General features: G+C 65.8%; 26 protein-coding genes and 1 tRNA gene. 14 read left to right on the forward strand and 13 right to left on the reverse strand.

Annotated features, from left to right (window positions below; translation table 11 throughout):
* Positions 1 to 3: 3 nt before the first annotated feature.
* The 4 genes from HPY67_05545 (at position 4) to HPY67_05560 (ending at position 3103) form a co-directional block, all read left to right on the forward strand.
* Complete coding sequence (locus HPY67_05545; GenBank protein NPV04181.1) at positions 4 to 468, forward strand: dehydratase; 465 nt, start codon at positions 4 to 6, stop codon at positions 466 to 468.
* A 75-nt stretch (positions 469 to 543) separates the two neighbouring features.
* Positions 544 to 2187: a propionyl-CoA carboxylase gene (locus HPY67_05550; protein NPV04182.1), complete on the forward strand. Its 1644-nt coding sequence runs from the start codon at positions 544 to 546 to the stop codon at positions 2185 to 2187.
* A gap of 110 nt (positions 2188 to 2297) precedes the next feature.
* Positions 2298 to 2930, forward strand: coding sequence for a MerR family transcriptional regulator (locus HPY67_05555; GenBank protein NPV04183.1), 633 nt, complete (start codon positions 2298 to 2300; stop codon positions 2928 to 2930).
* A complete protein-coding gene (locus tag HPY67_05560; GenBank protein NPV04184.1) occupies positions 2927 to 3103 on the forward strand; it encodes a type II toxin-antitoxin system HicA family toxin in 177 nt (58 codons plus the stop codon). Before HPY67_05555 ends, HPY67_05560 begins: the two co-directional genes overlap by 4 nt.
* A 110-nt stretch (positions 3104 to 3213) precedes the next feature.
* On the opposite strand, the gene HPY67_05565 is transcribed toward HPY67_05560, so the two are convergent.
* A tRNA-Leu gene (locus HPY67_05565) sits at positions 3214 to 3300 on the reverse strand.
* Positions 3301 to 3449: 149 nt separating this feature from the next.
* Here HPY67_05565 and HPY67_05570 point away from each other — a divergent pair.
* From HPY67_05570 to nfi, 3 genes are all read left to right on the forward strand, one after another.
* Complete coding sequence (locus tag HPY67_05570; protein NPV04185.1) at positions 3450 to 4394, forward strand: bifunctional riboflavin kinase/FAD synthetase; 945 nt, start codon at positions 3450 to 3452, stop codon at positions 4392 to 4394.
* A gap of 26 nt (positions 4395 to 4420) precedes the next feature.
* Positions 4421 to 5260 (forward strand): MBL fold metallo-hydrolase, encoded by an 840-nt coding sequence (locus HPY67_05575; protein ID NPV04186.1) that lies wholly within the window; start codon positions 4421 to 4423, stop codon positions 5258 to 5260.
* A gap of 229 nt (positions 5261 to 5489) precedes the next feature.
* Positions 5490 to 6176 (forward strand): deoxyribonuclease V, encoded by a 687-nt coding sequence (gene nfi / locus HPY67_05580; protein NPV04187.1) that lies wholly within the window; start codon positions 5490 to 5492, stop codon positions 6174 to 6176.
* Positions 6177 to 6238: 62 nt separating this feature from the next.
* Here the strand turns inward: nfi and HPY67_05585 are convergent, their stop codons facing one another.
* From HPY67_05585 to HPY67_05615, 7 genes are all read right to left on the reverse strand, one after another.
* The gene (locus HPY67_05585; GenBank protein ID NPV04188.1) at positions 6239 to 7015 is read right to left on the reverse strand and encodes a DUF3047 domain-containing protein; all 777 of its coding nucleotides are present in this window, start codon (positions 7013 to 7015) and stop codon (positions 6239 to 6241) included.
* 4 nt (positions 7016 to 7019) lie between these two features.
* Complete coding sequence (gene pyrE / locus HPY67_05590; protein NPV04189.1) at positions 7020 to 7598, reverse strand: orotate phosphoribosyltransferase; 579 nt, start codon at positions 7596 to 7598, stop codon at positions 7020 to 7022.
* Positions 7599 to 7902: 304 nt separating this feature from the next.
* Positions 7903 to 10305: a dihydropteroate synthase gene (locus tag HPY67_05595; GenBank protein NPV04190.1), complete on the reverse strand. Its 2403-nt coding sequence runs from the start codon at positions 10303 to 10305 to the stop codon at positions 7903 to 7905.
* A gap of 10 nt (positions 10306 to 10315) precedes the next feature.
* Positions 10316 to 10942, reverse strand: a complete 627-nt coding sequence (locus HPY67_05600) for a methionine synthase (protein NPV04191.1) — start codon at positions 10940 to 10942, stop codon at positions 10316 to 10318.
* A 40-nt stretch (positions 10943 to 10982) separates the two neighbouring features.
* Entirely contained in the window at positions 10983 to 11924 is a 942-nt protein-coding gene (locus tag HPY67_05605) for a DUF3426 domain-containing protein (GenBank protein NPV04192.1), read from the reverse strand.
* A gap of 9 nt (positions 11925 to 11933) precedes the next feature.
* Positions 11934 to 12458 carry a hypoxanthine phosphoribosyltransferase gene (gene hpt, locus HPY67_05610; protein ID NPV04193.1) on the reverse strand — a complete coding sequence of 175 codons (525 nt, stop codon included), beginning with the start codon at positions 12456 to 12458 and terminating at the stop codon, positions 11934 to 11936.
* A 54-nt stretch (positions 12459 to 12512) separates the two neighbouring features.
* Complete coding sequence (locus HPY67_05615; GenBank protein NPV04194.1) at positions 12513 to 13361, reverse strand: hypothetical protein; 849 nt, start codon at positions 13359 to 13361, stop codon at positions 12513 to 12515.
* A 189-nt stretch (positions 13362 to 13550) separates the two neighbouring features.
* Here HPY67_05615 and HPY67_05620 point away from each other — a divergent pair, with 189 nt between their 5' ends.
* Positions 13551 to 13934, forward strand: coding sequence for a hypothetical protein (locus tag HPY67_05620; GenBank protein NPV04195.1), 384 nt, complete (start codon positions 13551 to 13553; stop codon positions 13932 to 13934).
* A gap of 13 nt (positions 13935 to 13947) precedes the next feature.
* Positions 13948 to 16455: a DUF2344 domain-containing protein gene (locus tag HPY67_05625; protein NPV04196.1), complete on the forward strand. Its 2508-nt coding sequence runs from the start codon at positions 13948 to 13950 to the stop codon at positions 16453 to 16455.
* Between the two features lie 32 nt (positions 16456 to 16487).
* On the opposite strand, the gene HPY67_05630 is transcribed toward HPY67_05625, so the two are convergent.
* The 3 genes from HPY67_05630 to HPY67_05640 all read right to left on the reverse strand — a co-directional run bounded on the left by HPY67_05630 (position 16488) and on the right by HPY67_05640 (position 20386).
* The gene (locus HPY67_05630) at positions 16488 to 17408 is read right to left on the reverse strand and encodes a diguanylate cyclase (GenBank protein NPV04197.1); all 921 of its coding nucleotides are present in this window, start codon (positions 17406 to 17408) and stop codon (positions 16488 to 16490) included.
* 1849 nt (positions 17409 to 19257) lie between these two features.
* Positions 19258 to 20097: an HDOD domain-containing protein gene (locus HPY67_05635; protein NPV04198.1), complete on the reverse strand. Its 840-nt coding sequence runs from the start codon at positions 20095 to 20097 to the stop codon at positions 19258 to 19260.
* A complete protein-coding gene (locus HPY67_05640) occupies positions 20090 to 20386 on the reverse strand; it encodes a hypothetical protein (GenBank protein NPV04199.1) in 297 nt (98 codons plus the stop codon). The genes HPY67_05635 and HPY67_05640 overlap by 8 nt, the downstream gene beginning before the upstream one ends.
* Before the next feature lie 185 nt (positions 20387 to 20571).
* Between HPY67_05640 and rplU the strand changes: the two genes are divergently transcribed.
* The 4 genes from rplU to proB all read left to right on the forward strand — a co-directional run bounded on the left by rplU (position 20572) and on the right by proB (position 23480).
* Entirely contained in the window at positions 20572 to 20883 is a 312-nt protein-coding gene (rplU, locus tag HPY67_05645; protein NPV04200.1) for a 50S ribosomal protein L21, read from the forward strand.
* 22 nt (positions 20884 to 20905) lie between these two features.
* Positions 20906 to 21160 carry a 50S ribosomal protein L27 gene (rpmA, locus tag HPY67_05650; GenBank protein NPV04201.1) on the forward strand — a complete coding sequence of 85 codons (255 nt, stop codon included), beginning with the start codon at positions 20906 to 20908 and terminating at the stop codon, positions 21158 to 21160.
* A gap of 138 nt (positions 21161 to 21298) precedes the next feature.
* The gene (obgE, locus tag HPY67_05655) at positions 21299 to 22321 is read left to right on the forward strand and encodes a GTPase ObgE (protein NPV04202.1); all 1023 of its coding nucleotides are present in this window, start codon (positions 21299 to 21301) and stop codon (positions 22319 to 22321) included.
* Complete coding sequence (gene proB, locus HPY67_05660) at positions 22311 to 23480, forward strand: glutamate 5-kinase (protein NPV04203.1); 1170 nt, start codon at positions 22311 to 22313, stop codon at positions 23478 to 23480. Before obgE ends, proB begins: the two co-directional genes overlap by 11 nt.
* Before the next feature lie 6 nt (positions 23481 to 23486).
* On the opposite strand, the gene HPY67_05665 is transcribed toward proB, so the two are convergent.
* Positions 23487 to 24035 (reverse strand): methylated-DNA--[protein]-cysteine S-methyltransferase, encoded by a 549-nt coding sequence (locus HPY67_05665; protein NPV04204.1) that lies wholly within the window; start codon positions 24033 to 24035, stop codon positions 23487 to 23489.
* Positions 24036 to 24388: 353 nt separating this feature from the next.
* Between HPY67_05665 and rpsT the strand changes: the two genes are divergently transcribed.
* On the forward strand, positions 24389 to 24658 hold the full coding sequence (rpsT, locus tag HPY67_05670; GenBank protein ID NPV04205.1) for a 30S ribosomal protein S20: 270 nt from the start codon (positions 24389 to 24391) through the stop codon (positions 24656 to 24658).
* 131 nt (positions 24659 to 24789) lie between these two features.
* Here rpsT and HPY67_05675 read toward each other — a convergent pair whose 3' ends face one another.
* Entirely contained in the window at positions 24790 to 25341 is a 552-nt protein-coding gene (locus tag HPY67_05675) for a hypothetical protein (protein NPV04206.1), read from the reverse strand.
* Positions 25342 to 25345: the final 4 nt, after the last annotated feature.

Genomic DNA, 25345 nt, shown 5'->3' on the forward strand with positions numbered 1-25345 from the left:
CAGATGGCAAAGGAGTACCTGTATCTCGACGACTACCGGATCGGCGACAGGATGGTCTCGCCCGCCAGGACGATCACCGAGGCGGACATCGTGAATTTCGCGGCCCTCACCGGCGACTGGCACCCCCTTCACACGGACATCGAATACGCGGCAAAGACGCCCTTCAAGGGCCGCATCGCCCACGGCATGCTCGTCCTGAGCATCGGCCTCGCGCTCCCCTTCCGGCTGGGCGAATACTCGAGCTACCTGCCCAAGTCATTCATCGCCTTCTACGGGATGGAGGGGGTGCGCTTCACGGCGCCCACGCGGATCGGCGACACCATCCGCTGCGAGGTGGAGGTCATCGAGATCACCGACAAGGGCAGGGACGCGGGAGTCCTGACCGTGCGCAACCGGATCGTCAATCAGAGAGACGAGACGGTCGCCACCTTCGTGATGAAGCTCTACTGCGGCAAAAGGCCCGCCTGACGGGTTTTCATTCACTGCGGGCGGGCCCCCGTCATGGGGACTGCCCGCGGCAGGGGCAAAAAAGGAGGTCGGGGTATGACGGAGACGTCCGGGAAGCAGTCGAGCCGCCAGCAGAAAAGGGAGCAGGAACACCGGGAGAACCGCGAGCACTGGCTGGCGGAGGAGCAGAAGATCTACGAGCTGTGGGAGCGGGCCTACAACCCGGGCGGGCAGGCCCAGAACGACCGGCTGGCCCAGCAGGGCAAGAAGCCGCCGCGCCAGCTCATCCGGCAGCTCATCGACCCGGGGACGGAGTTTTTCGAGCTGAGCCGCGGGGCGGGCTTCGGGATCGGCTACGAGGGCGTGATGGACGTCCCCTGCGCGGGGCTCGTCACGGGCATCGGCAAGATCCACGGCAACTGGGTCATGATCCTCGCCAACGACAGCCGCGTGAGCGCCGGGGCCTACTACCCCATCAGCTGCAAGAAGCACCTGCGGGCCCAGGAGATCGCCGAGCGCTGCGGCCTGAACTTCGTCTACATCGCCGACTCGGCGGGCGCCTACCTGCCGCTGCAGGACCGGATCTTCCCGGGCCGCAACCAGTTCGGCCACTTCTTCTACAACATGTGCCGCATGTCGGCCAAGGGGCTCAAGCAGTACACGCTGAGCACGGGCGGCAACACGGCGGGCGGGGCCTACATCGTCTACCTCGCCTGCGAGTCCATCATGATCGACAAGATGTCCTACTCCTTCCTGGGCGGTCCCCCCATGGTGAAATCCGCCATCGGCGAGACGGTGAGCATGGAGGACCTCGGGGGCGCGCGGGTCCACACCCACATCTCCGGCGGGGCCGACCACTTCGTGCGCTCCCAGGACGAGGGCATCGAGAAGCTCCGGGAGCTCCTGGCCTTCGACCCGAAGCAGACCCTGCACTGCGAGCGCCGCAAGACCGTCGAGCCGCGGGTGCCCGCCGATCACCTCTACTCGGTCCTGCCGAAGGAGGTGTCCCGGGGCATCAACGTCCGCGAGGTCATCGCCTGCATCGCCGACGACAGCTACTTCAGCGAGTACAAGCGGCATTACAGCATCGGCCGGGGTGACAATGTCGTCTGCGGGAAGATCCACCTCAAGGGGATCCCCGTGGGGGTCATCGCCAGCAACAACAACGGCGTCATCTTCGTCGACTCGGCCCGCAAGGCCATCGAGTGGGTCATCCGCTGCTCCACGATGAAGATCCCCCTGCTCTACATCCAGAACTCGCCGGGCTACATGGTGGGGACGGCCGAGGAGTACGCCGGCATCGGCAAGTACGGCTCCGGCATGGTCCGGGCCGTGGCCTGCACGGAGGTGCCGCGGATCCAGTGGGTCATCGGGCCCGACCACGGCGCGGCCAACTTCGGCATGAGCGGCCGCACCTTCGACCCGCTCTTCATCTTCGCCACCATGCGCGCGCGGACCTCCGTCATGTCCGGCGAGACGGCGGGCTTCATCCTCACGAGCCTCGAGCGCGCTAACCGCAAGAAGCGCGGCCAGGAGATGGACGAGGAGGCGGCCAGGAAGTTCCAGCAGGGGATGATCGACAAGTACAACCGCGAGGCGCACCCCTTCTACATGGAGGCGCGGCTCTTCAACGACGGGACGCTGCCGCTCAAGGACTGCCGCGACGCCCTGGCCCTGGGGTTCGAGGTGGCGATGCTGCAGCCCATCAAGGAGTCCAACTTCGGGAACTTCAAGTTCTGAAAAATGGGGACAGTCCCCATTTTTCTTGCTTCCCGATAATGCTTGACTAATATCTAATATGAATTTATAAATACACAGATGTATTTTTAAGGCAAAAGAGGGAAAGCATCATGAACTACAACACCGCAACGGCGGCAGCGGTCACGGGCCTGACGGTCAGGCAGATCAGTTACTGGGACAGCTCGCACTTCATCAAGCCTTCCATCAGTGAGGCCGCCGGGTATGGAAGTGCCCGGCTGTACTCCTTCGGGGATCTCGTTCAGTTGAAAGTTGCCAAGACTCTGAAGGACCAGGGCATCAGCGTGCAGAAGATGAGAAAAGCGGTCAGTTATCTCAAGAAGCACATGCCCGATATCAAGAAACCTCTTGCCGATCTGAAATTCCTGACGGACGGGAGCTCCATTTTCGTTCTCACCAAGAACGACAGGGAGGTCATAGACACCCTCAACCAGGGACAGGCCGTCTTGACGGTGGCGGTGGGGAGCATCATCGAGGAACTCAAGGGCCAGGTGCTAACGTTGTCGAAGAAAAGGGCATACGAGGTCAAAGTGGGCAAAAAGAAATATCCCGTCGTGCTTCATGCCGATACCGAAGACGGCGGTTATTGGGTCGAGGCCGCTGACATCCCCGGCTGCGTGTCCCAGGGAGACACGGTGGAAGAGGCCCTCGGAATGATCAAGGATGCCATTGAGGGATGTCTTGCAGTGCTTTCCGGCAAAAAGAAGGCCAGGAAAGCATTATGAGCGGGCTCAACAACCTCAGACCCCAGAGAGTCGTCAAGGCATTCGAGAGGGCTGGCTGGCGGATTGAGAGGACGACGGGCAGCCATGTGATCCTGTCAAAGCCGGGCAGTTCTTATATTCTATTCCCGTTCACAAGGGGAAGCCGATCAAGCAGGGACTCATCCGCCATCTAATCTCCGTTGCCGGGCTTTCGGTGGACGAATTTCTGGGGCTGTATCACTAGAAGATTGAAATCATGAACAAAAATGGCGCAACCCGATCCGGATTGCGCCATATGTTTTCATGGTGCCGAAGCCGGGATTTGAACCCGGACAGGCCTACGCCCACTAGACCCTGAACCTAGCGCGTCTACCAATTCCGCCACTTCGGCACGCCTGAAAGAGGCCTAAATCTATAATGATCCCCGAAATCTTGTCAAGCAAAAACAGGCTTGATATAAGAGGCCTACGTGATATGGTACGCATCTGGCGCGCCCTCGGGGCATGCCCGGAATCACGCTTGGGAGAGGCGGACGCGTTCATGGATGTCATCAGGGGCCTGGAGAAGATCCCCGCAAAATACGAGTGCTCCGTCGTGACGATCGGCAACTTCGACGGGATCCATCTCGCGCACCAGGGGCTCCTGCGGAGGGTCGTTGCAGAGGCCGCCGAAAGGAAGTGCAGCGGCGTCGTGCTGACCTTTGAGCCCCATCCCCAGAAGGTCCTGCACCCCGAGCGCCGCCCCTTCTACCTCCTCACGACGCTCGAGGAGAAGCTCAGGCTCATCGAAGGCCTGGGCATCGACGCGGTCATCCTCATCGAGTTCACCCCGGAGTTCGCAAAGACCAGCGCCGAGCGCTTCGTCCAAAGCATTCTCTGGGACCGGCTCCACCTCGTCAAACTCGTCATCGGCCACGACACGGCCTTCGGAAACCGAAAGACGGGCAACGAGGCGTTCCTGCGGGCCATGGGCCAGAGGCTGGGGTTCGACGTGGAGGCCATCGAGGGCGTGCAGGTCGAGGGCGTCCTCGTGAGCAGCACCAGCATCCGGAACGCCCTGCTGGAAGGGGACGTGCGCCGCGCCAGGCAGCTCCTGGGCAGGCCGTACAATTTGAGCGGCTCCGTCGTGAAGGGCTACAGGAGGGGCTCCGACATCGGTGTCCCGACGGCGAACATCGCCTCGGAGAAGGAGCTCATACCGGCCCAGGGGGTGTACGCCGTCACGGCCATGCTCGAGGGCAGGCGGCACCCCGGTGTCTTGAACATCGGCTACAGCCCCACCTTCGGCGACAACCGGCTGACCGTGGAGGTGCACCTGCTGGATTTTCCGCGGGAGGAGCTGTACGGGAAACCGATCGAGGTCTTCTTCATCGAGCGGATCCGGGACGAGATGAAGTTCGAAAGCCCCCAGGAGCTGGTCAGGCAGATCGGCCGAGACATCGACCGGGCCAGGGAACTCCTGAGGCCGCATCTCACGGAGTCCTGACGTTTCCGCCACACGGAGTGCCGCGCATGGTCATCAAAATCTGGGGTGCCCGGGGATCCATTCCCGTCTGCGGCCAGGAGTACGTCCGCTACGGCGGCGACACCACCTGCATCGAGATCCGGACGAAGAACGGCCGCGTCATCGTCGTCGACGCCGGCACGGGGATCCGGAGGCTGGGCAAGTCGCTCCTGGCCGAGGGGCTGACGGAGTACGATCTCATCTTCACCCATGCCCACTGGGACCATGTGATCGGCTTCCCCTTCTTCCGGCCCCTGTACTCCGGGAAGACCCGCCTGCGCATCCACGGCTGCCCCTTCGCGGAGGAGTTCGTCCGGGCCATGCTGGGCCGGATGATGTCCCCGCCCAACTTCCCGGTCAACTACGGGGACCTGAAGGCGCGCATAGAGTACACCGAGGGGTGTCCCGAGGCGTTTGAGATCGACTCGGTCACCATCTGCCCCATCGACGTCAGCCACCCCGGCGGGGGCAAGGGGTATGCCTTCGTCGAGGGCGGCAGGCGTTTCGTCTTCATGACGGACCACGAGCTGGGCCATCCGCACCCCGGCGGCCTGCCCTACGAGAAATACGTGCAATTCTGCGCCGGCGCCGACCTGCTCGTGCACGACGCCGAGTTCACCGGAGAGGAGTACGAGCGGCACCGCGGCTGGGGGCACTCCTCCTACCTCGACGCCCTGAGCCTGGCGATGGATGCCGGGGCCAGGCAGTTCGCCCTGTTCCACATCAACCAGGACCGCACCGACCGGGCGATGGACAAGGTGGTGGAGCACTGCCGGCGCATCGTCCGGGACGCAAACCGCCAGGTGGGGATACTGGGGGCCTGCTGCGACATGACCTTCCAGTTGTAAGGGCGGTGACCGGCGGCATCCGCAATAGAGAATTGTTGAAGTTGGGAAGTTGAGAAGTTTTGAAGCTTGGGAAGGCTCAAAGCCACTCTCACCGTTTCCGCTTCTCCGAGCTTCATAACTTCATAGCTTCCTAACTTCCATCTTTTCAGGGCGCCTTGCATCTGCACCCTTTTGACCAGCCTCGAGGAACTCCTTCGAGTTTGGCTTTCCTTGCAATCTGGACTGAGCTTTGAAATTTCGCCAACTGCACCCCTGGAACGTCGATTACAAGGCGGCGGTGGCCATGCAGGCCGAGCTGCGTGAACGGCTCATCCTGGAAGACGGGATTTCCGGGGATATCCGCCTCGTCGCCGGGGCCGACGTCTCCTGCGCGAGGGGTGACGACCGGGTCTTTGCGGCTGTCGTGCTCCTGGACGCCGAGAGCCTGGAGGTCGTGGAGGAGGCCGTGTACTGCGGCCGCACGCCGTTTCCCTACATCCCGGGCCTGCTCTCCTTCCGCGAGGGGCCTGCCCTGCTGCGGGCCTTCGGCCGGCTGCGGAACCGGCCCGATGCAGTCCTCTTCGACGGGCAGGGAATCGCCCACCCCCGGGGATTCGGGCTGGCGGCCCACCTGGGGCTGATCCTGGACGTGCCGGCCGTCGGCTGCGCCAAGACACGGCTCATCGGCTCGCACGGGGAGCCGGGCCCGATGCGGGGGCAGTCTTCGCCGCTCGTGCACGACGGAAGGGTCATCGGAGCCGTCCTGCGGACGAGGGACCGCGTGAAGCCGGTCTTCGTCTCCCAGGGGCACCGGGTGAGCCTCGAGGGGGCCGTGGAGATCGTCCTGCGCTGTGCGCGGCGCTACCGCATCCCGGAGCCCATCCGCCGCGCGCACATGCTGGTGAACAGAATCAGACGGCAGGCGGGTGACGCGTGACGGGATTGAACGGAAGGGGCCGACCCGTTTTCGCCTTCAATGCTGAGCCTGGTGCCTGGCGCCTAGTTTTTCGAGAAGTAGGCGTCGCAGAACAGGCTCTCGGCCTGGGTCTTCGTGTTGTGGGCGTTGATGAAGAACGTGACGCCGACCACCTCGGGGGGCTCGCCGCCGTTGATGTCCTTGAAGAGCCTGCGGTAGTCCTCGTAGATGTTGCGCTTCTCCGTGACCCACTGGCCGAGCCTGTCGGTCTTGTTCCGCAGCACGACGTAGCGGACGCGCCCGGCGAGCGGGTGGGGGCTTGTGGCGGTCGTCCCCTTCGGGCACTCCGTGTCCCAGATGTATCCCAGCAGGGGCGCCGTGAGGGCGTGGGGGATCCCCGTGGGCGTGAAGACCACGTAGACCTGGGCGGCCTGGTCGTCGGTGGCCCGCCTGCGGATGTCCGCCCCGTCCGGCAGGCGGACGGCGGCCCACTTCCAGTTCAGGTACGGGAACTCCTTCGGGTTGACCTTCATCTGGCGGCTGATCCCGAAGGAGGACTCCCCGTCGCTTGCCAGGTGCAGGCAGTACTGCCCCTGCCGGGAGGAGGCCTCCGCCTCGCCCGGCCCGAAGGAACCGCGCTTGCGGGCAGGATGGAGGCCCGCCAGATCCAGCCTCTCGATGCGGATGTTCGGCCTGCCGTGGCGCAGTTCGAGGTTCCACCCCGGGGGAACGCCGTTTTCGAGGGCCGACGAGGTGAACGTCGTGATGGGGATGCGCTCGGCGGCGCCCGCCGCGTCGCCGTTCGCAAACGCAACAATGGCTGCAAGGGACAGCCAGGAGAGCAGTCGGATTCTTCTCAAGAGGTCAACCTGCCTTGCCGCTGTAGTAGGCCATGACTTCCGTCCTCGTCAGCACGGCCCTGACATCGCTGACCTCTTTTTCGATGTTTTCCCTGCCGCCCTCCTCGCGGTCGATGAGGGCGATGACCCGCCTGACGTTGAGCCCCGCCTCGCGGGCGGCCGCAATGGCCGCAAGCGTGGAGCCGCCGGTGGTGATGACGTCGTCGAGGATGACGACGCTCTCCCCCGCCTTGACGTTCCCCTCGATCCGGCTCTTCGTCCCGTGGTCCTTGGTTTCCTTGCGCACGATGAAGGACTTGACGGGCCTGCCGCGCTGGAAGGAGATGACCGACAGCGCATTGGCCATCGGGTCGGCCCCCAGCGTAAGCCCGCCTGCCGCCGTCACGTCGAGGTCCCCGATCATGTCGAAGAGGAGATGCCCGATGAGGTTCATCCCCTCCGGGTCGAGGGTCGTGGGCTTGCAGTTGAAGTAATAGTTGCTCTTCCTCCCCGAGGCCAGGGTGAAGGGAGGATTGTCGCTGTATTTGAAAGACTTCTCCAAGATGACCCTGGCGAGTCTCTCCTTCATCGCGGCGTGGTCCATCGAATGCTCCTGTGCTTGACGCCTTCTGCGCCCGGGTTCGATCGCGTTCCCAAACGCGGCGGACACTATACACCAATCTGAGGCTTATCGCAAAAGTCTTCCAGTCCCCCAGCTCCCCTTTGCAAATTCCAGGGGTCATGCCCACGAAGCCTGTCCTCGCGAAGGCGGGGAGCGGGCGTCCGGAACGTATTGACAATCCTGGATTCCGCATCGCGCTGCGCTTGTGCGGAATGACAGGATCGGGATGACGACACGGTTCCAAAAGGGGACGGAAGGGAACCTTCACTTCTTTTCCGCCAGGTGTTCAGCGGATCAGCCCCTCGACGACGCGCACCGCCTCGACCCCGTCGCGGGCGTACGCGGCACCGATCGAGTCGGCGTAGGCCCGGGTCACCACGGCGCCGCCGACGAGGAAGGGACACTGCTGGCCCTGCCTTCGGGCCAGCTCGATGACCTCCTGCATCCGGGTCATGGTGGTCGTCATGAGGGCCGAGAGGCCCACCACGTGCGGCCGGTGCCTTTCGATCTCCCGGACGATCCGCTCGGAGGCCACGTCCTTGCCCAGGTCGACGACCCGGTAGCCGTGGTTGCGCAGCATGAGGGCGACGATGTTCTTGCCGATGTCGTGGATGTCGCCCTTGACCGTGGCGATGAGGACCGTCCCCCGGCCGGCCGCCTCCCGTGAGGCCTCCCGCAGGAAGGGCTCGAGGGCCTCCATGCCGATCTTCATCGTCTCGCCGCTCGCGATGAGCTGCGGCAGGAAGTACTCCTTGCGGCCGAACCGCTCGCCCACCTCGACGATGGCCGGGATCATGATTTCCCGGGCGAGCGCCGCCGCGTCCATCCCCGCCTTGAGGCAATCGGTCACGAGGCCGCCCACGGCCTCCCGGTTCCCCTCCAGGATCGCGTCCCGGAGCCTCTGCCCGGGCGGCAGGGGCTCAGCGGGCGCGCATCTCGCCGCCGCGCCCCTCCCGGCGCAGTGGGCGATCCAGCCCGCCGCGTCGCGGTCCCGGCCGCCGAGGACGTCGGCCGCCTTCTTGACGAACATGAGCTCTTCGCTCGCGGGGTTGGCGATGGCCGCCGTGAGGCCCGACGCGGAGGCCATGGCCAGGAAGGCCGCGTTCACCCACCGGCGCTCCGGCAGGCCGAAGGAGACATTCGAGAGACCCACCACCGTGCGGGTCCCGAAGGACTCCGACGCCCAGCGGACGGTGCGCAGCGTCTCCCGGGGGGCGTCCGGGTTCGAGGCGGCCGTCATGACGACGCCGTCCACGAGGACGTCATCGCGCGTGAAGCCGTGCCTGCGCGCCTCGCGCGCGACGGCGCGCACCACGTCGGCGCGCCCCTCGGCCGTCTCGGGGATGCCCCTGTCGGTCAGCGGCAGCAGGATGAACATGGCCCCGTACTTCGCCGCCACGGGCAGGAGCCTCCTGAGCTTTTCCGTCTCCCCCGAGATGGAGTTGATGAGCGCCCGGCCCGGGTAGACGCGCAGGGCCCTCTCGATGGGCTCCGGCTTGGCCGAGTCGATGACGAGGGGCAGCTCCGTCGCGGCCGCCAACATCAGCACGACGTCTCGCATGGCCGCTTCCTGGTCGATGCCGGGGACCCCGACGTTGACGTCCAGCAGGTCGGCGCCGGCCGCCTCCTGGTCGCGGGCCATCTGGCGCACGAGCGCCGTTTTGCCCTCCCGGAGCTCCTCCTGGAGGGCCTTCTTCCCCGTCGGGTTGATGCCCTCGCCGATGACGACAAGCGGCCTCCCCGGATCGAGGACGACCGTCCTGCGGGCCGAGCTGAGGGCGGCGAGCGACTTGCGCAGGGGGAGGGGCGCTTTCTTCCGGGACACGGCCTTTCTCAGGGCCGCCACGTGCGTCGGCGTCGTCCCGCAGCAGCCGCCCAGGATTGCCGCGCCCGCGCCGACGAGGGCCCCCGCGCGCCGGGCGAACTCGGCGCCGTCCATGTCGTAGACGGTGAGACCGCCCGATGAGCGGGGCAGCCCGGCATTGGGCTTTGCGATCAGCGGCACCTTCGCGTACGGGCGCATCGCCGCGATGAAGCGCGCCATGTCGTCGGGACCCGTGGAGCAGTTGCACCCCACGGCCCCGGCGCCGAGGGCCTGCAGGGTGACGAGCGCCGTCAGGGGGTCCGTCCCGTTGAGCGTCCGGCCGTCGCGCTCGAAGGTCATGGTGACCATCGTGAAGAGGTCGCAGGTCTCCTGCACGGCGATCAGCGCGGCGCGGGCCTCCTGGATGTCCATCATCGTCTCGATGACGAAGCCGTCGACGCCGCCCTCGAGCAGCCCCCGGACCTGTTCCTTGAAGACCGAGACGGCCTCCTCGAAGTCGAGATCCCCGAAGGGCTGGATGAAGCGGCCCGTGGGGCCGATGTCGCCTAGGACCAGCGCCTTGCCCCTCACGGCCTCCCGTGCGGCGAGCGCGAGGCTGCGGTTCACGGCCGGGACGTCGTGCTCGCCGTACTGGCCGAGCTTGAGGCGGTTCGCCCCGAAGGTGCAGGTGTAGACCGCGTCGGAGCCCGCCCGGGCGTAGTCGCGGTGTACGCCCGCGATCACCCCGGGGTTTTCGAGGCACCACAGCTCCGGCGAGACCCCTGGGGGCATCCCCCGCTTCTGAAGCTCCGTGCCCGTGGCCCCGTCGAGGATCAGGGGCCGCCTCTCCAGGATGTCGAGAAATTTCCGCTGTCCCTTCGCCATGTCCGCTCCCTCAGCCGATCGTCTCGACCCCCGCCACGGCCGTGACGGACTTCTCGGGCACGAGAACGTAATGCTCCGTCAGCTCGACGCCGAGACGCCCGAGTTCGAGCAGCTCGTGGAAGAGTTTCTGGTTTTCCAGCGCCAGGTCCCCGTAGCCGCAGGAAAATCGGCTCTTCGTCAGCCGCCGCCCCTCGCGCCTGAGCTCCCGCCCGAAGAAGGTCTCCATCCAGTCCAGGGCGGCGTCGACCATCTCGCTGGCCGTGGCGTCGAAGACGACGGCGCGCGTGAGGTTGCCGTGCGCCGTGTCGCGCTGGATGGCCTCGATCACGGCCGGGCCGGCCGTGGCCCCCAGGAGGATGACTTCCCGCGAGTCCGCCAGCAGGGCGGCCAGCTGGGCACTCTCCAGGATGGAATCGCCGGGAAGCCGGATCCGCCGTGCGTCCTTGGAGAGGATGGGGAGCCGCCTCGCGGCCCCTTTCAGGGTGATGAGTGCCCGGGCCTGCCCGATCCGGTCGTCCAGGGCCCTGGCCTCATCGGGCCGCATCCGGGTGCGTCCCTTCCGGAACCCCAGCCTGCGGTAGATCGCCTTGAGCGGCGGCTCGATGGGGATTCGTTCGAAGGTGATCAGCCGGTCCATGTCCACAGGGTCCAGGGTGCGGGGACGGGAGGGGGGCCTTTCAATTCGAGGCGGCGCTCCGCTCGACCCCCGAGAGCTCGATGATGTATTCATCGACCTCCTTGGGGGGGTTCGCGAACACGATCATGAAGGGGATGCTGGCCCGCGTGCGGATGTTCGAGTTCGGCATGTCGCTCCCTTCCTGCCTCTGCAGCTCCGCGAGGATCTCCCTGTCGGTGAGCCGGTTGAGCTCCTCGTCGGTCAGGAGGTTGCCCGCATAACTCTCGATCTCCCCGAGCACCTTGCCGGTGTTGTCCAGGATTTTGCCCTTGAGCCTGATCCGGGCCACGGGGTGATCGAACTCGTTCACGGCGAGGCCCGAGATGACGAGCAGATCCCCCGATGCCGTGCTCTTGGTGAAGCGCTCCTTGACCTCGGCAAAGTTGATCCCCCCGGGCGCGGTGGCGGCGGCCGGCTTCGGGGCGGGCCCGAACACCCGGTCCCCCGATCCGGGGTAGGCGTAGTTCAAGACTTCCCGCCCCATCTGGGGGAAGAGCCACAGGTAGACGCCGGTGACGACGAGAAGGACCAGGATGCTGTAGACGACGATGCGGGAGGGCGTCCAGAAGCCCCTGCGCGGCTCTTCCTCCTCCGCCTCTTCCTCTTCCGGCTCTTCCTCCGCCGGCAGGGCCTTCGGCACGTCCGGCATCGCGTCAGCGCCGGCCGGGGTGCGGGCCGCCGCCGCGGGCGCCGGCTCCGGTGTGGCGGCCGCCTTTGGGACGGGCGCTTCCGGGGGCGGCTCCGCCTTGACCTCCCGGGGAGCCGGCATTTCCTCCCCGGCGGTGCGGGCGGGACCCATCGGGGGAACGAAGGATTCTCTTTTCGTGTTGATTTCGAAGAACTCGTGACCGCATCGGCCGCATCGCACCCAGACCCCGTCGCCCGTCATCAGCTCGTCGTTGAACCGAAATTTCGTCGCGCACTGTTTGCACTGGATGATCATCGGTCCTGCTCACTCCTCCAACACGTAGATGTCCGGCAGATAACGGGCCTTCTCGTCGAAGTCGATCCCGTAGCCGAGGATGAACCCCTCGTCGAGATCGAAGCCCACGTAATCGGCGGTGAAATCGATCTTGCGGCGGTGCTTCTTGTCCACCAGGGCGCAGACCCTGAGGGAACGGGGGTTCTGGTCCCTGAGTTTTCTGACCAGGAAGTCCAGGGTGATCCCCGTGTCGACGATGTCCTCCACGATGAGGACGTCCTTGCCGGCGATGGGGGTCTCGAGGTCCTTCGTGACGAGGACCTTGCCCGAGGTGGCCGTCCCGGACCCGTAGCTCGCGAGCCGGACGAAATCGATGACGCAGGGCGTCTTGAGGTGCCTCACGAGGTCCGCCATGAACATGAAGGCGCCCTTGAGGACGCAGACCACCACGAGGTCCTTCCCCTCGTAGTCCCGCGAAATCCTCTCCGCCATGTCCCTGACGACCCGGCCGATCTCGTCTCGGGAGAAGAGGATTTTCATCCGGAGCTTTTCCATGCCCCCTCCTCCAACGAAATCTGACACTAGCCAAGAGAGAAGGGAATGTCAATGCTAATCCGCGAGTTCCCGGTACCGGCGCACCACGGCATCCAGGCGTTCCCGGACGATCGCCTCGGCCCTCCGCACGTCGCCGGCGCTTGCGAAATCGGACTGCAGGCTGAGGAATATCCGGTCGAACGGGGATTTCCCGCAGCCCAGGGCCCCGTAGTCGATCGCGTGGACGGCGTATTCCGTCCCGTCGAAGCTGTACTTCCCGAAGCGGTTTGCCGCCGGGGAGCGGAAGGGCCAGGCGAGCTTGAGCCCGAAGAACCGGCGGGCCTCCTGCCGCAGCCCCGGGTCCCGGAACCGCGCCGGCGGCGGCATCTCGCCCGCGGCCTCGCTCACGAGCCGGAAGAACTCCTTCACGAGGTCGATGTCGGTGACGCAGACGCCGTAGAGGTACCAGTCGTCGAGGATCTCGATCAGGGCGAGCTTCTCGTCCCGCGCGATGTAGCTGTAGCTCGGGCAGAAATGGCCGTCGCAGAGCTCGCGGCCGTAGAAGGAGGCGTCCCGGAGCTCCCGCCCGCCGTTCTGCATGGGGTGCAGCAGGCAGCCCACCCTGCGCTCCCCCGCGTCGAGGAACCCCACGTACTCGCAGCAGTGGATCACCTCGTAGCGCCTCGCCCCGTCCTCCGTCGCCCGGACCGTCTCGGCGAAGCGCGCAAGGTCTTCGGGGCCGCGGACGGAGGCGCGAAAGAGCGCCGTGCGCCGTCTGAGCCTTTCCGCCAGGGCCTCGCGGCCCGAGTCGGCGTAGTTGTAGAGCCCGCAGCAGGCGCCGCAGGACTTCGAGGCGTCCGGCTGGCAGAGATGGACGAAGGGGCTGTCGGGCCCGTCATGCAGGGACAGGGGTCTGCTAGCCATGGACGGGCCCCCGTGTTCGGTGCGCACACATGACTTGAAAAATTTCCCGATCGCGCATAAGTTGTTGCCCTCGGCCTGCCTTTCGGTGCCGGATGGAAGACGCGGGCCGTGGCCACCCGCCGCCCTTCGAGGCGGGTATATCGGCAAATCACTTTCAGGGTCAAGAACAAACGTGGAGGGGAAGACCATATGAACCGGCGCGGGGAGATCCGGTTGCCCAACGGGCTGGTGGCGGAGATCTGGGACGGGTCCCGGATGATCGCCGCCGACACGGCCAGCGTCGTGCTCGTCGTCAGGGTTCCCGTCGCCGTGCTTGCGGAGTACTTCGAGGCGGCGGCCGACTGCGAGAGGACACGGCGGGCCTTCGGCCCCGAGATCGTCTTCGAGTACCGCAACGAGCGGACCTTCGTCCCCGCCGGGGAGCGGGAGGCGCTTTTCGAGGAATTTCTCGACACCTTCAGGAAGGACGTCCTGCCCTACCTGTCGAAGGAGCATTTCCCCAAGCGGTACGTCCTGTCGAAGCACCGGGATATCGTGAAGCACCCGTGGAAGTACCCGGATTGTGAGGAATGAGCGAACGGTGGACATGTCCTGCAACGGACCGAATCGGCATCTGCTCGAGGCCTTTCTGGCCCTCGTCGAGAAACCGAGCCGCTACATCGGCGGCGAGGCCAACGCCGCGGACAAGGACCGCTCCGCCTGCCGCCTGAGCGTCGCCCTGGCCTTCCCGGACGCCTACGAGGTGGGCATGTCCCACCTGGGCCTGCAGATCCTCTATGCCATCCTGAACGCCCACCCGCACATCTGCGCCGAGCGCGTCTACGCCCCGTGGCCGGACATGGAGGCGAGGCTGCGGGAGCATGGGCTGCCGCTCGCGACGCTCGAGTCCGGCACGCCGCTTTGGGCCTTCGACCTCATCGGCTTCTCCCTGCAGTACGAGCTGTCCTACACGAACGTGCTGACCATGCTCGACCTCGGCGGGGTGCCCCGGCGCGCGAAGGACCGGCGCGAGGGGGACCCGGTCGTGATCGCCGGGGGGCCCTGCACGTTCAACCCGCTGCCCATGGCCCCCTTCTTCGATGCCCTCGTCATCGGCGAGGGGGAGGAGGTGATCTCCGAGATCGCCGAGGTCCTCCTGCGGGCCAGGGAGAAGGGGCTGCGTCGCGCGGAGGTCCTGGAGCGCCTCGGCGCCCTCGACGGCCTTTATGTCCCGGCCCTGTTCCGGGGAGGCCGGGTGCGCAAGCGCATCGTCGCCGATCTCGACCGGTGGCACCACCCGCTGCGGCCCGTCGTCCCCCTCATGAACACGATCCACGACCGCATCTCCCTCGAGATCGCCCGGGGGTGCACCCGGGGATGCCGGTTCTGCCAGGCGGGGATGGTGTGGCGGCCGGTGCGGGAGCGCAACCCCTCGACGCTGCTCGCGATGGCCGAGGAGGCCCTCCGGGCGACGGGCTACGACGAGATCTCGCTGCTGTCGCTCAGCGCCGGCGACTACTCGCGGATCGAGCCGCTGCTGGGCGAGCTGATGAACCGCTACAGCGGCCGGCGGGTCGCCCTGGGGCTGCCGTCGCTTCGCGTCGAGACACTGACCCCGAGGCTCATCGAGGAGATCCGCCGGGTGCGCAAGACGAGCTTCACCATCGCCCCCGAGGCCGGGACGCAGAGGCTGCGCGACATCATCAACAAGGGCAACACCGAGGCGGACCTCCTCGAGACGGCCCGGCGCGTCTTCGCGGGCGGGTGGAAGTCCATCAAGCTCTACTTCATGATCGGCCTGCCCGGCGAGCGCGAGGAGGATCTCGAGGGGATCGCCGACCTGGCCCACCGCGTCATGCAGGAGGGCAGGGGGCGGCAGGTCAACGTGGGGCTCTCCACGCTGGTCCCCAAGCCGCACACGCCCTTCCAGTGGGTCCGGCAGATCGGCCTCGAGGAAACGCTGGCGGCGCAGGGGTTTCTCAAGCGCCGCCTGGCGAACCGCAACATCAGCTTCAAGTGGCACGACGCCCGGATGAGCCTCCTGGAGGGGCTCTTCTCGCGGGGCGACGAGCGGCTCGCGGATCTGGTCGAACAGGCCTGGTCGCTCGGCGCCCGGTTCGACGGGTGGAGCGACCGTTTCCTCTTCGAGCGCTGGGAGGAGGCCCTCCGGCAAGCGGGCATCCGCCTCGAGGATCACCTGCGCGGGCGGGGCACGGCGGAGCCGCTGCCCTGGGAGGTGGTCGATGCCGGGCTCGACAGGGAATTCCTGCTCGACGAGTACGAGAAATCCGTCCGGGGCGAGGCGACCCCGGACTGCCGCCGCGAGGGCTGCCGGGGCTGCGGGGTCTGCGACGGCACGCTCGTCGCCATCCGGGAGGCCGAAGGGGCCGCCGACGGCCCGGTGCCCGGGGCCGCCGGTGCGGCGCCGGCGGCCGGCGTGCCTGCGGTTTCGCGCTGGCGGCTCGTCTTTGCCAAGACGGGAATGTCGCGGTTCCTCTCCCACCTTGAGGTCTCCTCGGCCCTGACCCGCGCCGTCAAGCGCAGCGGCCTCGCCCTTCGATACTCGGAGGGGTTCCATCCGCACCCGAAGATCTCCTTTCCCTTCGCCACGGCCGTGGGGATGGAGAGCCTCGAGGAGCTTGCCGACATCCAGCTCGAGGGCGGGATCGGCGACGTCTCAAAGGCCGCGGAGCGGATCAACGCCGCCCTCCCCCGGGGGCTCGAGGTCCGGCGGATCGAGCGCCTCGGCGGCGGCGAGGCGGCCGTGGCGAAGCTCGTCAGGGGGTTTCGCTACCGCGTGTCCCTGCCCCCCGGCTGCGCCGCGAAGGACCTGGAGGAGCGCATCGCCCGTTTCCTCGCGTCGCCTTCCGTGATCGTGGAGCGCGAGGGACGGCAGGGGGTTTCGCGCAAGGATGTGCGTCCCTACGTGGAGGGGATTGTGCTGGACCGCGGTGCCGGCGTCCTGGAGATGGGCCTGCGGTTTGCCGACGGCAAGACCGCGCGGCCGGCCGAGATCCTCGGCCGCGCCCTCGGCCTGGACGACGAGGTCGTCCGGGGCCTGCGGATCGTCAAGACGCGGACCATCCTGGAGGGCGACGGGGGGCGGGCGGAATAGGGGCAGGGCGGGGATTGTCTGCCGGCCTGCGGTCAGCCCTTCCGGCGGTCCCACTTGAAGCAGCTTCCCGGAAACTGCTTGGCGTACTTTTTCATCTCCGAGGCCCGCTCCGTCATCTCACCGAAGTGGCTGAAGGGCCCCGCGGACGTGTCGGTGATCCCGATGGAGATGCTCGTGAGCGGGAAGGCCCTCTCGTTTCCCTGCCGGTCCACCGAGCGGATGCAGCCCCGCTCGCGGTCCTCGGCGTCGTAGAAGCCCGGGATGATCTGGTCGAAGGTGGTCACCAGCTCCTGCGACGCGGCCTCGATGGCCTCGGGGCTCATGATGTAGACGAAGTCGTCGCCCCCGATGTGGCCCACGAAGCTGCGCTCGCGCTGCTTGTCCTTCACCGCGCCGAGAATGAGCCGGCCCGTGATGCGGATGATGTCGTCGCCGCGGGAGAAGCCGTACTTGTCGTTCAGGGGCTTGAACTGGTCCAGGTCCGCCCAGGCAAGCGCGAAGGGCTCCCCCCGGTCGAGACGCTCCTGGATCTCGCGGTTGATGGAGATGTTGCCGGGGAGCCGCGTCAGGGGGTTGATCTCCACGATCCGCTCCGAGCGCAGGATGCACAGGTTGACTCTCCGCAGGATCTCCCTGTCCAGGGCCCGCCGCCAGATGTAGTCCTCGAACAGCAGGGAGTCCCCCTGCGAGAAGGCGTCGTCGTCGCCCAGCACGGCCAGCACCGTGAGGTTGCGGAACATGGGGTCCTCCTTGAGCTGGCCGAGCGCGCCGACGGAGACGAGGTCCTTGGGGTCCACGTCGAGGACGACGAGGTCGGGCGGGCTCGTGCTGCAGATCAGCCCCATGGCCGACTGGACGCGGTCGAAGAGTATGACCCGGTAGCCGTGCCGGATGCGGCTCTCCACGGTGCTCGTGAGCGCCACGTCGCGGGAGATGACGATGACGGTCTTCATGAGTATCCGTCGCGCGAACAGAGGCCCCCTCTCCCCTCGAGGCTGTGTCGCAATAGGGAGTAGGGGCTGAGTTCTTTGACAAAAAAATATCCGTAACGCACCTCGAAGGATCGCCAACCCCGGCCCGGTGTGCTAGAGTGCTCCGCGAAAGGAGATGCGCTCATGGCCTATCCGAACCGGCGACCGTCTGCAATAGGGCTGCTGCCCGCCGGCATCGGGACTACGTGTCCCCGAGGACCCGGTACGGAGCCTACGATGCCTTCGTGGAGCCTTGGATCTGCCGCAGCTGGGCATCGAGGTGGACCCCAGCCAGGTCGGCAACGCCGCCTACGATCCGCGCGATGCTCAAGCTGCTGGTCTACGGCTACTCCTGCGGGTACGCGCAGTTCCCGCAAGCTCGAACAGGGTGCCACCACAACCTGGCCTTTGTGGCTGGCTGATATGGCGGGCTGAGGCCCGACCACGAAGACCATCGCGGAGTTTAGAGCGCAACCACAAGGCAGCCCTCAAGCGGGTGCTCCGGCACTGCGCCCGGCTCACCATCAAGCTCGACCTAATCGCGGGCAACGTGCTGTTTGTCGACGGCACAGATCAGCCCAATGCCTCCCGCTACCGCAGCCACTGACCGGGCCTGGTACGGGAGAAGAAGCTGGCCGATCTGGATCAGCGCATCGAGCAGCTGTTGCAGGACTGCAGGGTTATCGACCGCCGGGGGCGGCACATGGACTCGTACGTGGCGATGCAGAAGGACCTTGCCCAGACGAACACGCTCAAGGACCGGGTCCAGGAGGCCCTGCAGGAGCTTCAGCGAGGCAGCCGCCGGCGTCAACCTCACCGACCCGGGCGCCCTGATGAAAGGCGTCAGGGCAGCCACGCGGCCTACAACGCGTCAGTTGGTGGTGGATGACCAGCAGGGGCTTCTGCACTGCAGGCCGATGCCGTCAGAAAGACTGATGATGTCAACCAGTTCGCCCGGCAGATCGAGGCCGCCAACGCGCTGCTGGAGAGTCCCTGCAGGACGGCCTGCGCCGATGCCAATATGCCGACACAGCGGAGCTCGAGAAGATCGACCGCCAGAGGATCCCGGTGATCGATACCTTCACGGCGGCAGGCGAGGAAAGAGCCGGAGAAAAGCCGTTCAGCAAAGCCATTTGCGTATGATGGCTCCGGGCTGGCAGCTGCCTGAAGGTCACGAGCTCCGGTATGAATCGACGGAAAAACGCACGGAACGCAGCGGCGCTGCGTGATCACCGGCGCGGCCATCTGCCACGCGTGCCGGCACTATGGAATCTGTACCCAGGCGCGCAGGGGGCGCAAGATCATCCGGTTGCCCAACAGGGGTTAAGCTCGGGCTGGAGCCCCAGTACGAGGAGGCCGCCTCGCGGGCCTGATGCGAGGAAGGCGCAAGAGCGGGCGGAGCACCCTTCCGGGCATCAAGCGCAACCTCGGGTCGATGCCTTCCTGCTGCGGGGGAGCTCGAGGGGCGCGAGCCGGATCTCGGTGCTGGCCAGTTAGCCTCAATGTGAAGCTCGCCACAGTCTCCGCTGCTCGGGGTCAACGGGCTCATCGAGAGGCTCCGGGCCCTCAGGCCTGCTTCGCACCGGCGCATGGGGGCTCGCGGCGCTCGCTGGGGCCCTGAACCATCAAAACCTGCCCGACAGACCGTGCGCGGATAGACGTTACGGATATTTTGTTGTCAAAGAACGGGTAAACAACTCGTCCCCTCTTGACTGTTGCGACACAGCCTCCTCGGAGGGAGAGGGCTGGGTGAGGGGGAACGAAAAAGAGTCACCCTCACCTCTATCCTCTCCCGTCAAGGGAGAGGACGATTAAAGGAAACGGGTTGTTTTTATGCCCTGAACTCCTCTTCCGTCTGCTCGACGGAATCCTCCAGCTCCTTGAGGATTTCCTTCAGGTCCGCTTCCGACAGGGCCAGGGCCTCCCAGGCCTTGGGGTTCACCTCGGGGACGAGGCGGTCGCCCGAATACCCGATGCCCCGGGCCTTCACGATCACGTCGGCCGTGTGGACGATGGCCGTCTCGAGGGGCGCCAGCGTCGAGACCTGGGGCCGGTGGTGGTTTGCGATGCACTCGCAGAGCTTCCGGGGGAAGTGCCATTTTTCCGCCAGCCAGCCCGCCACGGCGGCATGGGTCTCCGAGAAGCGGCCGCGCTCGGCGTCGAAGATGACGATCCCCGCTTCCTCGGCGTCCCTGACCGTCTTCTCGTACTCCTCGGGCCAGGCGAGGGTGAGGATGACCTTGCCCACGTCGTGCAGCAGACCCGCCACGAAGACCTCCTCCGGCTCCTTGAGGCCCTTCTTGCGGCCCAGGACCTTCGAGGCGATGGCGACCCCGATCGAGTGCTCCCGAAGCCCGATCATCGCCTTGTGCATGATCTCGAAGACCGACACGCTCAGCAGCAGCCCCTTCACCACGTTGAGGCCCAGCAGCATGACGGCGTGGTTGACCGACGAGATCCGGCCCGGGAACCCGTAGAGGGCCGAGTTCACCATCTGGAGGATCTTGGTCGTCAGCGCGGGGTCCTGGGACACGAAGTGGCTGATTTCATTGAGGGATATCTTGGGGTTCTCGATGATCGCCGACAGCTGCTTCAGCACGCTGGGGATCGTGGGGATGGAGCTGATGTTTTCCACCCGGCTCCGGAGGGCCTTGGGGTCCATGCTAGCCATACATCGCCTCGATGTGCTCTTTGACCGCCTTCTTGATGACCGCCATCGCGGGGTTGTTTCCAACCTTCCGGAAGCGCTCCTCCAGGGCGGCGAGAAGCTCCTCTTTCGGCAGGGCAGGCCGGGACGGCCCCTCGATGGTGACGCTGTCGATGCCCATGTTCTCGATCTTCGAGATGCGGGCCTCCGTGAGCTCGGTCCCCTCGGCCATCAGGACCATGCCGGAGGCGTTCTCCAGGGGCCGGGCCAGCTTCATGCCCGGCCTGAGCTGCTCGACGGGTATCTTGGGCATAGATGGGCAGTCCTTTCGCTGATCTCGCAGAGATGAGGCATGCAAATTCCGTGGGAAAGTGGTAGAAAGAAACCACCGAACCTCATGGACGGAAAAAGCCAGCATCGCCGGCCGATAAAAGTTGTTGACAAACAGGGTCGAATCCATATAATTGCTGTTTTCTATTTCCCTTCAAGGAACTGGACATGTACGCAGTGATCAGAACGGGCGGAAAACAGCACAGGGTCTCCGAGGGGGACGTCCTGCGGGTGGAAAAGCTCGAGGGCCTCAAGGGCGACACCGTGGTGTTCGAGGAGGTCCTGATGGTCTCGAAGGAGGACCAGACCCGCGTGGGCACCCCGGTCGTCGCGGGCGCCAGGGTCGTCGGCGAGATCGTCCGCCAGGGCAAGGGCCCCAAGATCATCATCTTCAAGAAGAAGCGCCGCAAGGGGTATCTGAAGAAGACGGGGCACCGGCAGCCTCTCACCGAGGTCCGGATCAAGGAAATATCGCTGTAATCAGCTTCAGGAGCGTGGAACGATGGCACACAAGAAAGGCCAGGGCAGCAGCCGCAACGGAAGAGACAGCAACGCCCAGCGCAGGGGGGTCAAGGTGTTCGGCGGCGAAACCGTCAGCGCCGGCTCCATTCTCGTCCGCCAGCTCGGCACGAAGATCCACCCGGGACGCAACGTCGGCATCGGCAAGGATTATACGATTTTCGCCAAGATCGACGGCGTCGTGAAATTCGAGCGCTTAGGGAAGGACCGCAAGAAGGTCAGCGTGTACGCGTCCTAGCCTTCCCGGCCCTCCGAGCCGCGCAACCCGGCGTGTATCAGATTGTCCAGGCCCTCGGTGATCGATCGAGGGCCTTTTTTTGGCATCGGATCCCGCAGCCGGGATCCCCGGGAAGAGATTCTTCGCAGGGGCAGATTCTTGAAATTCGTCGACGAGGCCAGGATCTATGTCAAGGCGGGCGACGGGGGCCGCGGGTGCGTGAGCTTCCGGAGGGAGAAGTACGTCCCCCGGGGCGGCCCCAACGGGGGCGACGGCGGCAAGGGCGGCGACGTGGTCGTCGTGGCCTCGGCAAGCCACCGGACCCTGCTGGATCTCAAGTTTCAGCAGCACCACGTGGCGCGCCACGGGGGCCACGGCGAGGGCAGCGACCGCACGGGGCGCAATTCCGAGGACGTCGTGATCCCCGTGCCGGTCGGGACGATCGTCTCCGATGACGCAACGGGCGAGGTCCTGGCGGACCTCGTCGAGGACGGCCAGCGCGTCGTCGTGGCGAGGGGGGGCCGGGGCGGCAGGGGCAACGCCTTTTTCGCCACGTCGACGAACCGGGCGCCCCGCTATGCCCAGCCGGGCGAGAAGGGCGAGGAACGCTGGATCCGCCTCGAGCTGAAACTGCTGGCCGATGTCGGGGTCATCGGGTACCCCAATGCCGGCAAGTCGACCCTCATCTCGCGGGTCTCGGCGGCCAAACCGAAGATCGCCGACTACCCCTTCACAACGCTCACCCCGAATCTCGGCGTCGTGCAGTACAAGAATTTCGGCACCTTCGTGATCGCCGACATCCCCGGCCTCATCGAGGGGGCCCACCGGGGCGTCGGCCTCGGGACCCGGTTCCTGCGGCACGTGGAGCGGACGGCCGTCCTGATCCACCTTCTCGATATTTCCGGCGAGGGCCCCGTCAGCGGGTGGAACCGTTTTGAAACGATCAACCGGGAACTCGAGCTCTACGACCCGGCCCTGGCGAAAAAGCCGCAGGTCGTGGCGATCGGCAAGATGGATCTGCCGGAAACCCGGGAACGGGCGAAAAAAGAAATTGACTTCTTTCGGGAAAAGGGGATAGAAGTCTACGGAATTTCAGCAGTTACGGGCGAGGGGGTCGAGGCCCTGATCGCGGCGGTTGTGAAAAGATTGCAACAGGGTGCATGGGGAAAGCATGAGCATTGAGCGCAAGAAGATCCTCGCCGGCGTCCGCCGGGTCATCGTGAAAATCGGGACGGGCGTCCTCACGGGCAGCGACGGCCTCGACCGTGAAATCATCCAGCAGCTCGTCGACGAGATGGCGGGGCTGATCAAGAAGGGCTACCAGATCGTCATCGTCACCTCGGGGGCCATCGCCTCGGGCAAGCACCGCATGGGCATCACCGGGAAGCTCAAGAGCATGCCGGAAAAGCAGGCCTGCGCGGCCATCGGGCAGAGCCGGGTCATGCGCGTCTACTCCACGGCCTTCGGCAAGCACGATCTGTACGTGGCCCAGATCCTGCTGACCATGGACGACCTGACAGACCGCAAGCGCTTCATCAACGTCAAGAACACCCTGTCCACCCTCATGGAGTGGCACGTCATCCCCATCATCAACGAAAACGACACCGTCGCCGTCGACGAGATCAAGTTCGGCGACAACGATCACCTGGCCGCCATGGTGGCCAACATCACCGAGGCGGACCTCGTCATCAGCATGACGAACACGGAGGGGCTCTTCGACCGCAACCCCAAGACCCCGGGAGCGAAAAAAGCGAAACTGATCGGGGTGGTGCGCGAGATCACCGACGAGATCGAATCCATGGCCACGGCCGAGACGGACCCCACCGGCATGGGCGGGATGCGGAGCAAGGTCCTCGCGGCGCGGAAGGTCACGGCCTGCGGGATTCCCTACATCATCGCCCGGGGGAAGAGGAAGGGGATCCTCGGCGAGATCTTTTCGGGCAAGGACGTGGGGACCCTCTTCATCCCCATGACGGAACGCCTCTCGAGCCGGGAGTACTGGATCGCCTTCACGCTGCGTTCCCGGGGGAAGCTCTTCATCGACGAAGGCGCCAAGAAGGCCATCGTGGAGAACGGCAAGAGCCTCCTGCCCTCGGGCATCGAGCGGGTGGAGGGGGAATTCGCCGTGGGAGACCCGGTCCTCGTGATCGGCCCCGACGGGAAGGCCGTCGCCAAGGGCCTGGTCAACTACAGCGCCCAGGAGCTGCACAAGATCCAGGGCCTCAAGTCCTCCAAGATCGAGCAGGTCCTCGGCTACAAGCACTACGACGAGGTCATCCACCGGGACAACATGGCCGTCCAGAAGGCCCCGAAGGCCCAGAAGGCGGCCAAGGTAGCCTGACGCGCCTCAGCCCAGGATCTGGCCCGGCAGGACCTTCCCGTCCTTGCCGAAACGGATCCCCTCCATTTCCAGCAGGGCCCTCTTGAGCTCGAGCCCGCCGAGGAAGCCCCCCAGCGAGCCGTCCGCCCGGATCACCCGGTGGCAGGGGTAGACGACGGGAAAGGGGTTCTTCGCGCAGCACCGGCCCGCGGCCCTCGCCCCGCCGGGAGAGCCCGTTTTGGCCGCGACACCCCCGTAGCTCATGACCTTTCCGCGGGGAATGGCCGCGAGTACCGCCAGCACCTTCCGCTGGAAGGGCGTCACCCGGCCCATGTCGAGAAGGGCCGTGTCGAAGGAGACCGGCTGTCCCTCCGCGAATGCAGCGAGCTCATCGCCGAGTTTCGTGACGGCGCCGGCGGATTTCCTCTCGGCTCCCGGGAATGCCGCGCCGATCATGCCGGGCACGGCGGGAAAGAAAATCCTCACCACCCGGGGCCCCCGCCGGTCTTCGGACCATATGAGTGCGGCCGTGCAGAGACGGGTTCGGACCGGATGTTCATAAAACGTTGCAGCCATGGCACCCCCGGTCGACGGGGAGCATCCGCTTCCCCTGTGATGCGGTGATCCTACCAGAAACCGGCCCGTGCGCAAAGCGGCACTTCGGCGGGACGGGACCCGGGCCTTTCGGCGCCCGCAGGGGAATCTCCGGGGAGACGGGCCGCCGCAGGGTCATGCCCGTGCTGCCGGGCACCGCGGAAGAGTTTCCGCGGGTGAGGCCCCCGCGATGCAGGGCACAGGGGAAGATCCCTCTTCCGTTGTTTTTCCTGAGCCCTGATCCTTCGACCCTGGCCCCTTTTTAGGCTTGACAGGGGCTGCAAACTTATGTATTAAGATAACTTTCCGATTGCATCCGCAAGGAGGACACGCATTTGGCTACCCATCGTTCGGCGGAAAAAAGGGACCGGCAGAACAAGAAGCGCAAGGCCCGGAATGCGGCCGTGAAGTCGCAGACGAAGACCGAGATCAAGAAAGTGCTGGCAGCGGTGGAGAGCGGGGACGGTGAGGGGTCCGAAAAGGCCCTCAAGAACGCCATCCGGGTGATCAAGAAGGCCGCCTCCAAGGGCGTCTATCACAAGAACAACGCCTCCCGCAAGGTTTCCCGCCTGACGCGCAAGGTCGCTGCCCTGAAGAAGGCGTAGAAGAGCGCAGCATTCGTTACACGGACAAAGCAAAAGCCTGAAGGCGAAATCCTTCAGGCTTTCTCGTTTTTCACCTCCTGATTCCCGGTCCCCCCCGGCTTCCAGGCCGCAAGGCCCGGCGCGCAGCGGCCCTAAAATCCCGACATCAGGTTCCGGAAGGCCCTTTCGGCCATGTCGGAGGAGAGCTTCTGCAGGGCGGCCTGCCTGTTGTTCGACGTGGCGCCGGGGTTGGCCTGCTCGACGCGGAAGCTCTCGTTGCCCGTGAAGTTCGCCACGCTCCAGAGCGTCTTGCCCGTCCTGCGCTCCTCGAACGAGAGATTCAGCACCATGACCGCACGGCTCTCCGACCCCTTGTCGAAGCGGTCGTGCGCGACGTAGGTCGCGGACAGGGACGTGATCGTGCCCCTGAGAACCGCATCGGCCGCCTCGCGGCTGGAGGCCAGGCGGAACCGGGGGCTCTTCTGGATCCGGTCCTCGAAGGCGCTGCGGACGTATACCTCCACGAGGGGCTCGCTCGTCGAGTTGACGATGTTGTCCACGAAGATCGCCCGGATCCCGCTGTCGATCCACTCGCCGCCGGGCGAGAACCGGTACCCGCACCCGCAGAGCGTGACGGCGAGGCACAGCGCCGCAAGGGCCCCTGTGAGAATCCGTTTTTCCTGAATCCGATGCCTGATGCCCAAAGCC

The sequence above is a fragment of the Syntrophaceae bacterium genome, assembly GCA_013177795.1.
Lineage (GTDB): Bacteria > Desulfobacterota > Syntrophia > Syntrophales > UBA2192 > UBA2192.

Coding starts and splice junctions, on each gene's coding strand:
- HPY67_05595 (NPV04190.1), bottom strand. CDS start 10,305: ATGGCGAAGGGACAGCGGAAATTTCTCGACATCCTGGAGAGGCGGCCC.
- HPY67_05570 (NPV04185.1), top strand. CDS start 3,450: ATGGATGTCATCAGGGGCCTGGAGAAGATCCCCGCAAAATACGAGTGC.
- HPY67_05600 (NPV04191.1), bottom strand. CDS start 10,942: ATGGACCGGCTGATCACCTTCGAACGAATCCCCATCGAGCCGCCGCTC.
- pyrE (NPV04189.1), bottom strand. CDS start 7,598: ATGGACCACGCCGCGATGAAGGAGAGACTCGCCAGGGTCATCTTGGAG.
- HPY67_05555 (NPV04183.1), top strand. CDS start 2,298: ATGAACTACAACACCGCAACGGCGGCAGCGGTCACGGGCCTGACGGTC.
- HPY67_05665 (NPV04204.1), bottom strand. CDS start 24,035: ATGGCTGCAACGTTTTATGAACATCCGGTCCGAACCCGTCTCTGCACG.
- HPY67_05625 (NPV04196.1), top strand. CDS start 13,948: ATGTCCTGCAACGGACCGAATCGGCATCTGCTCGAGGCCTTTCTGGCC.
- HPY67_05545 (NPV04181.1), top strand. CDS start 4: ATGGCAAAGGAGTACCTGTATCTCGACGACTACCGGATCGGCGACAGG.
- rplU (NPV04200.1), top strand. CDS start 20,572: ATGTACGCAGTGATCAGAACGGGCGGAAAACAGCACAGGGTCTCCGAG.
- hpt (NPV04193.1), bottom strand. CDS start 12,458: ATGGAAAAGCTCCGGATGAAAATCCTCTTCTCCCGAGACGAGATCGGC.
- HPY67_05605 (NPV04192.1), bottom strand. CDS start 11,924: ATGATCATCCAGTGCAAACAGTGCGCGACGAAATTTCGGTTCAACGAC.
- HPY67_05560 (NPV04184.1), top strand. CDS start 2,927: ATGAGCGGGCTCAACAACCTCAGACCCCAGAGAGTCGTCAAGGCATTC.
- rpmA (NPV04201.1), top strand. CDS start 20,906: ATGGCACACAAGAAAGGCCAGGGCAGCAGCCGCAACGGAAGAGACAGC.
- HPY67_05630 (NPV04197.1), bottom strand. CDS start 17,408: ATGAAGACCGTCATCGTCATCTCCCGCGACGTGGCGCTCACGAGCACC.
- HPY67_05635 (NPV04198.1), bottom strand. CDS start 20,097: ATGGCTAGCATGGACCCCAAGGCCCTCCGGAGCCGGGTGGAAAACATC.
- proB (NPV04203.1), top strand. CDS start 22,311: ATGAGCATTGAGCGCAAGAAGATCCTCGCCGGCGTCCGCCGGGTCATC.
- HPY67_05550 (NPV04182.1), top strand. CDS start 544: ATGACGGAGACGTCCGGGAAGCAGTCGAGCCGCCAGCAGAAAAGGGAG.
- HPY67_05575 (NPV04186.1), top strand. CDS start 4,421: ATGGTCATCAAAATCTGGGGTGCCCGGGGATCCATTCCCGTCTGCGGC.
- HPY67_05620 (NPV04195.1), top strand. CDS start 13,551: ATGAACCGGCGCGGGGAGATCCGGTTGCCCAACGGGCTGGTGGCGGAG.
- HPY67_05615 (NPV04194.1), bottom strand. CDS start 13,361: ATGGCTAGCAGACCCCTGTCCCTGCATGACGGGCCCGACAGCCCCTTC.
- HPY67_05640 (NPV04199.1), bottom strand. CDS start 20,386: ATGCCCAAGATACCCGTCGAGCAGCTCAGGCCGGGCATGAAGCTGGCC.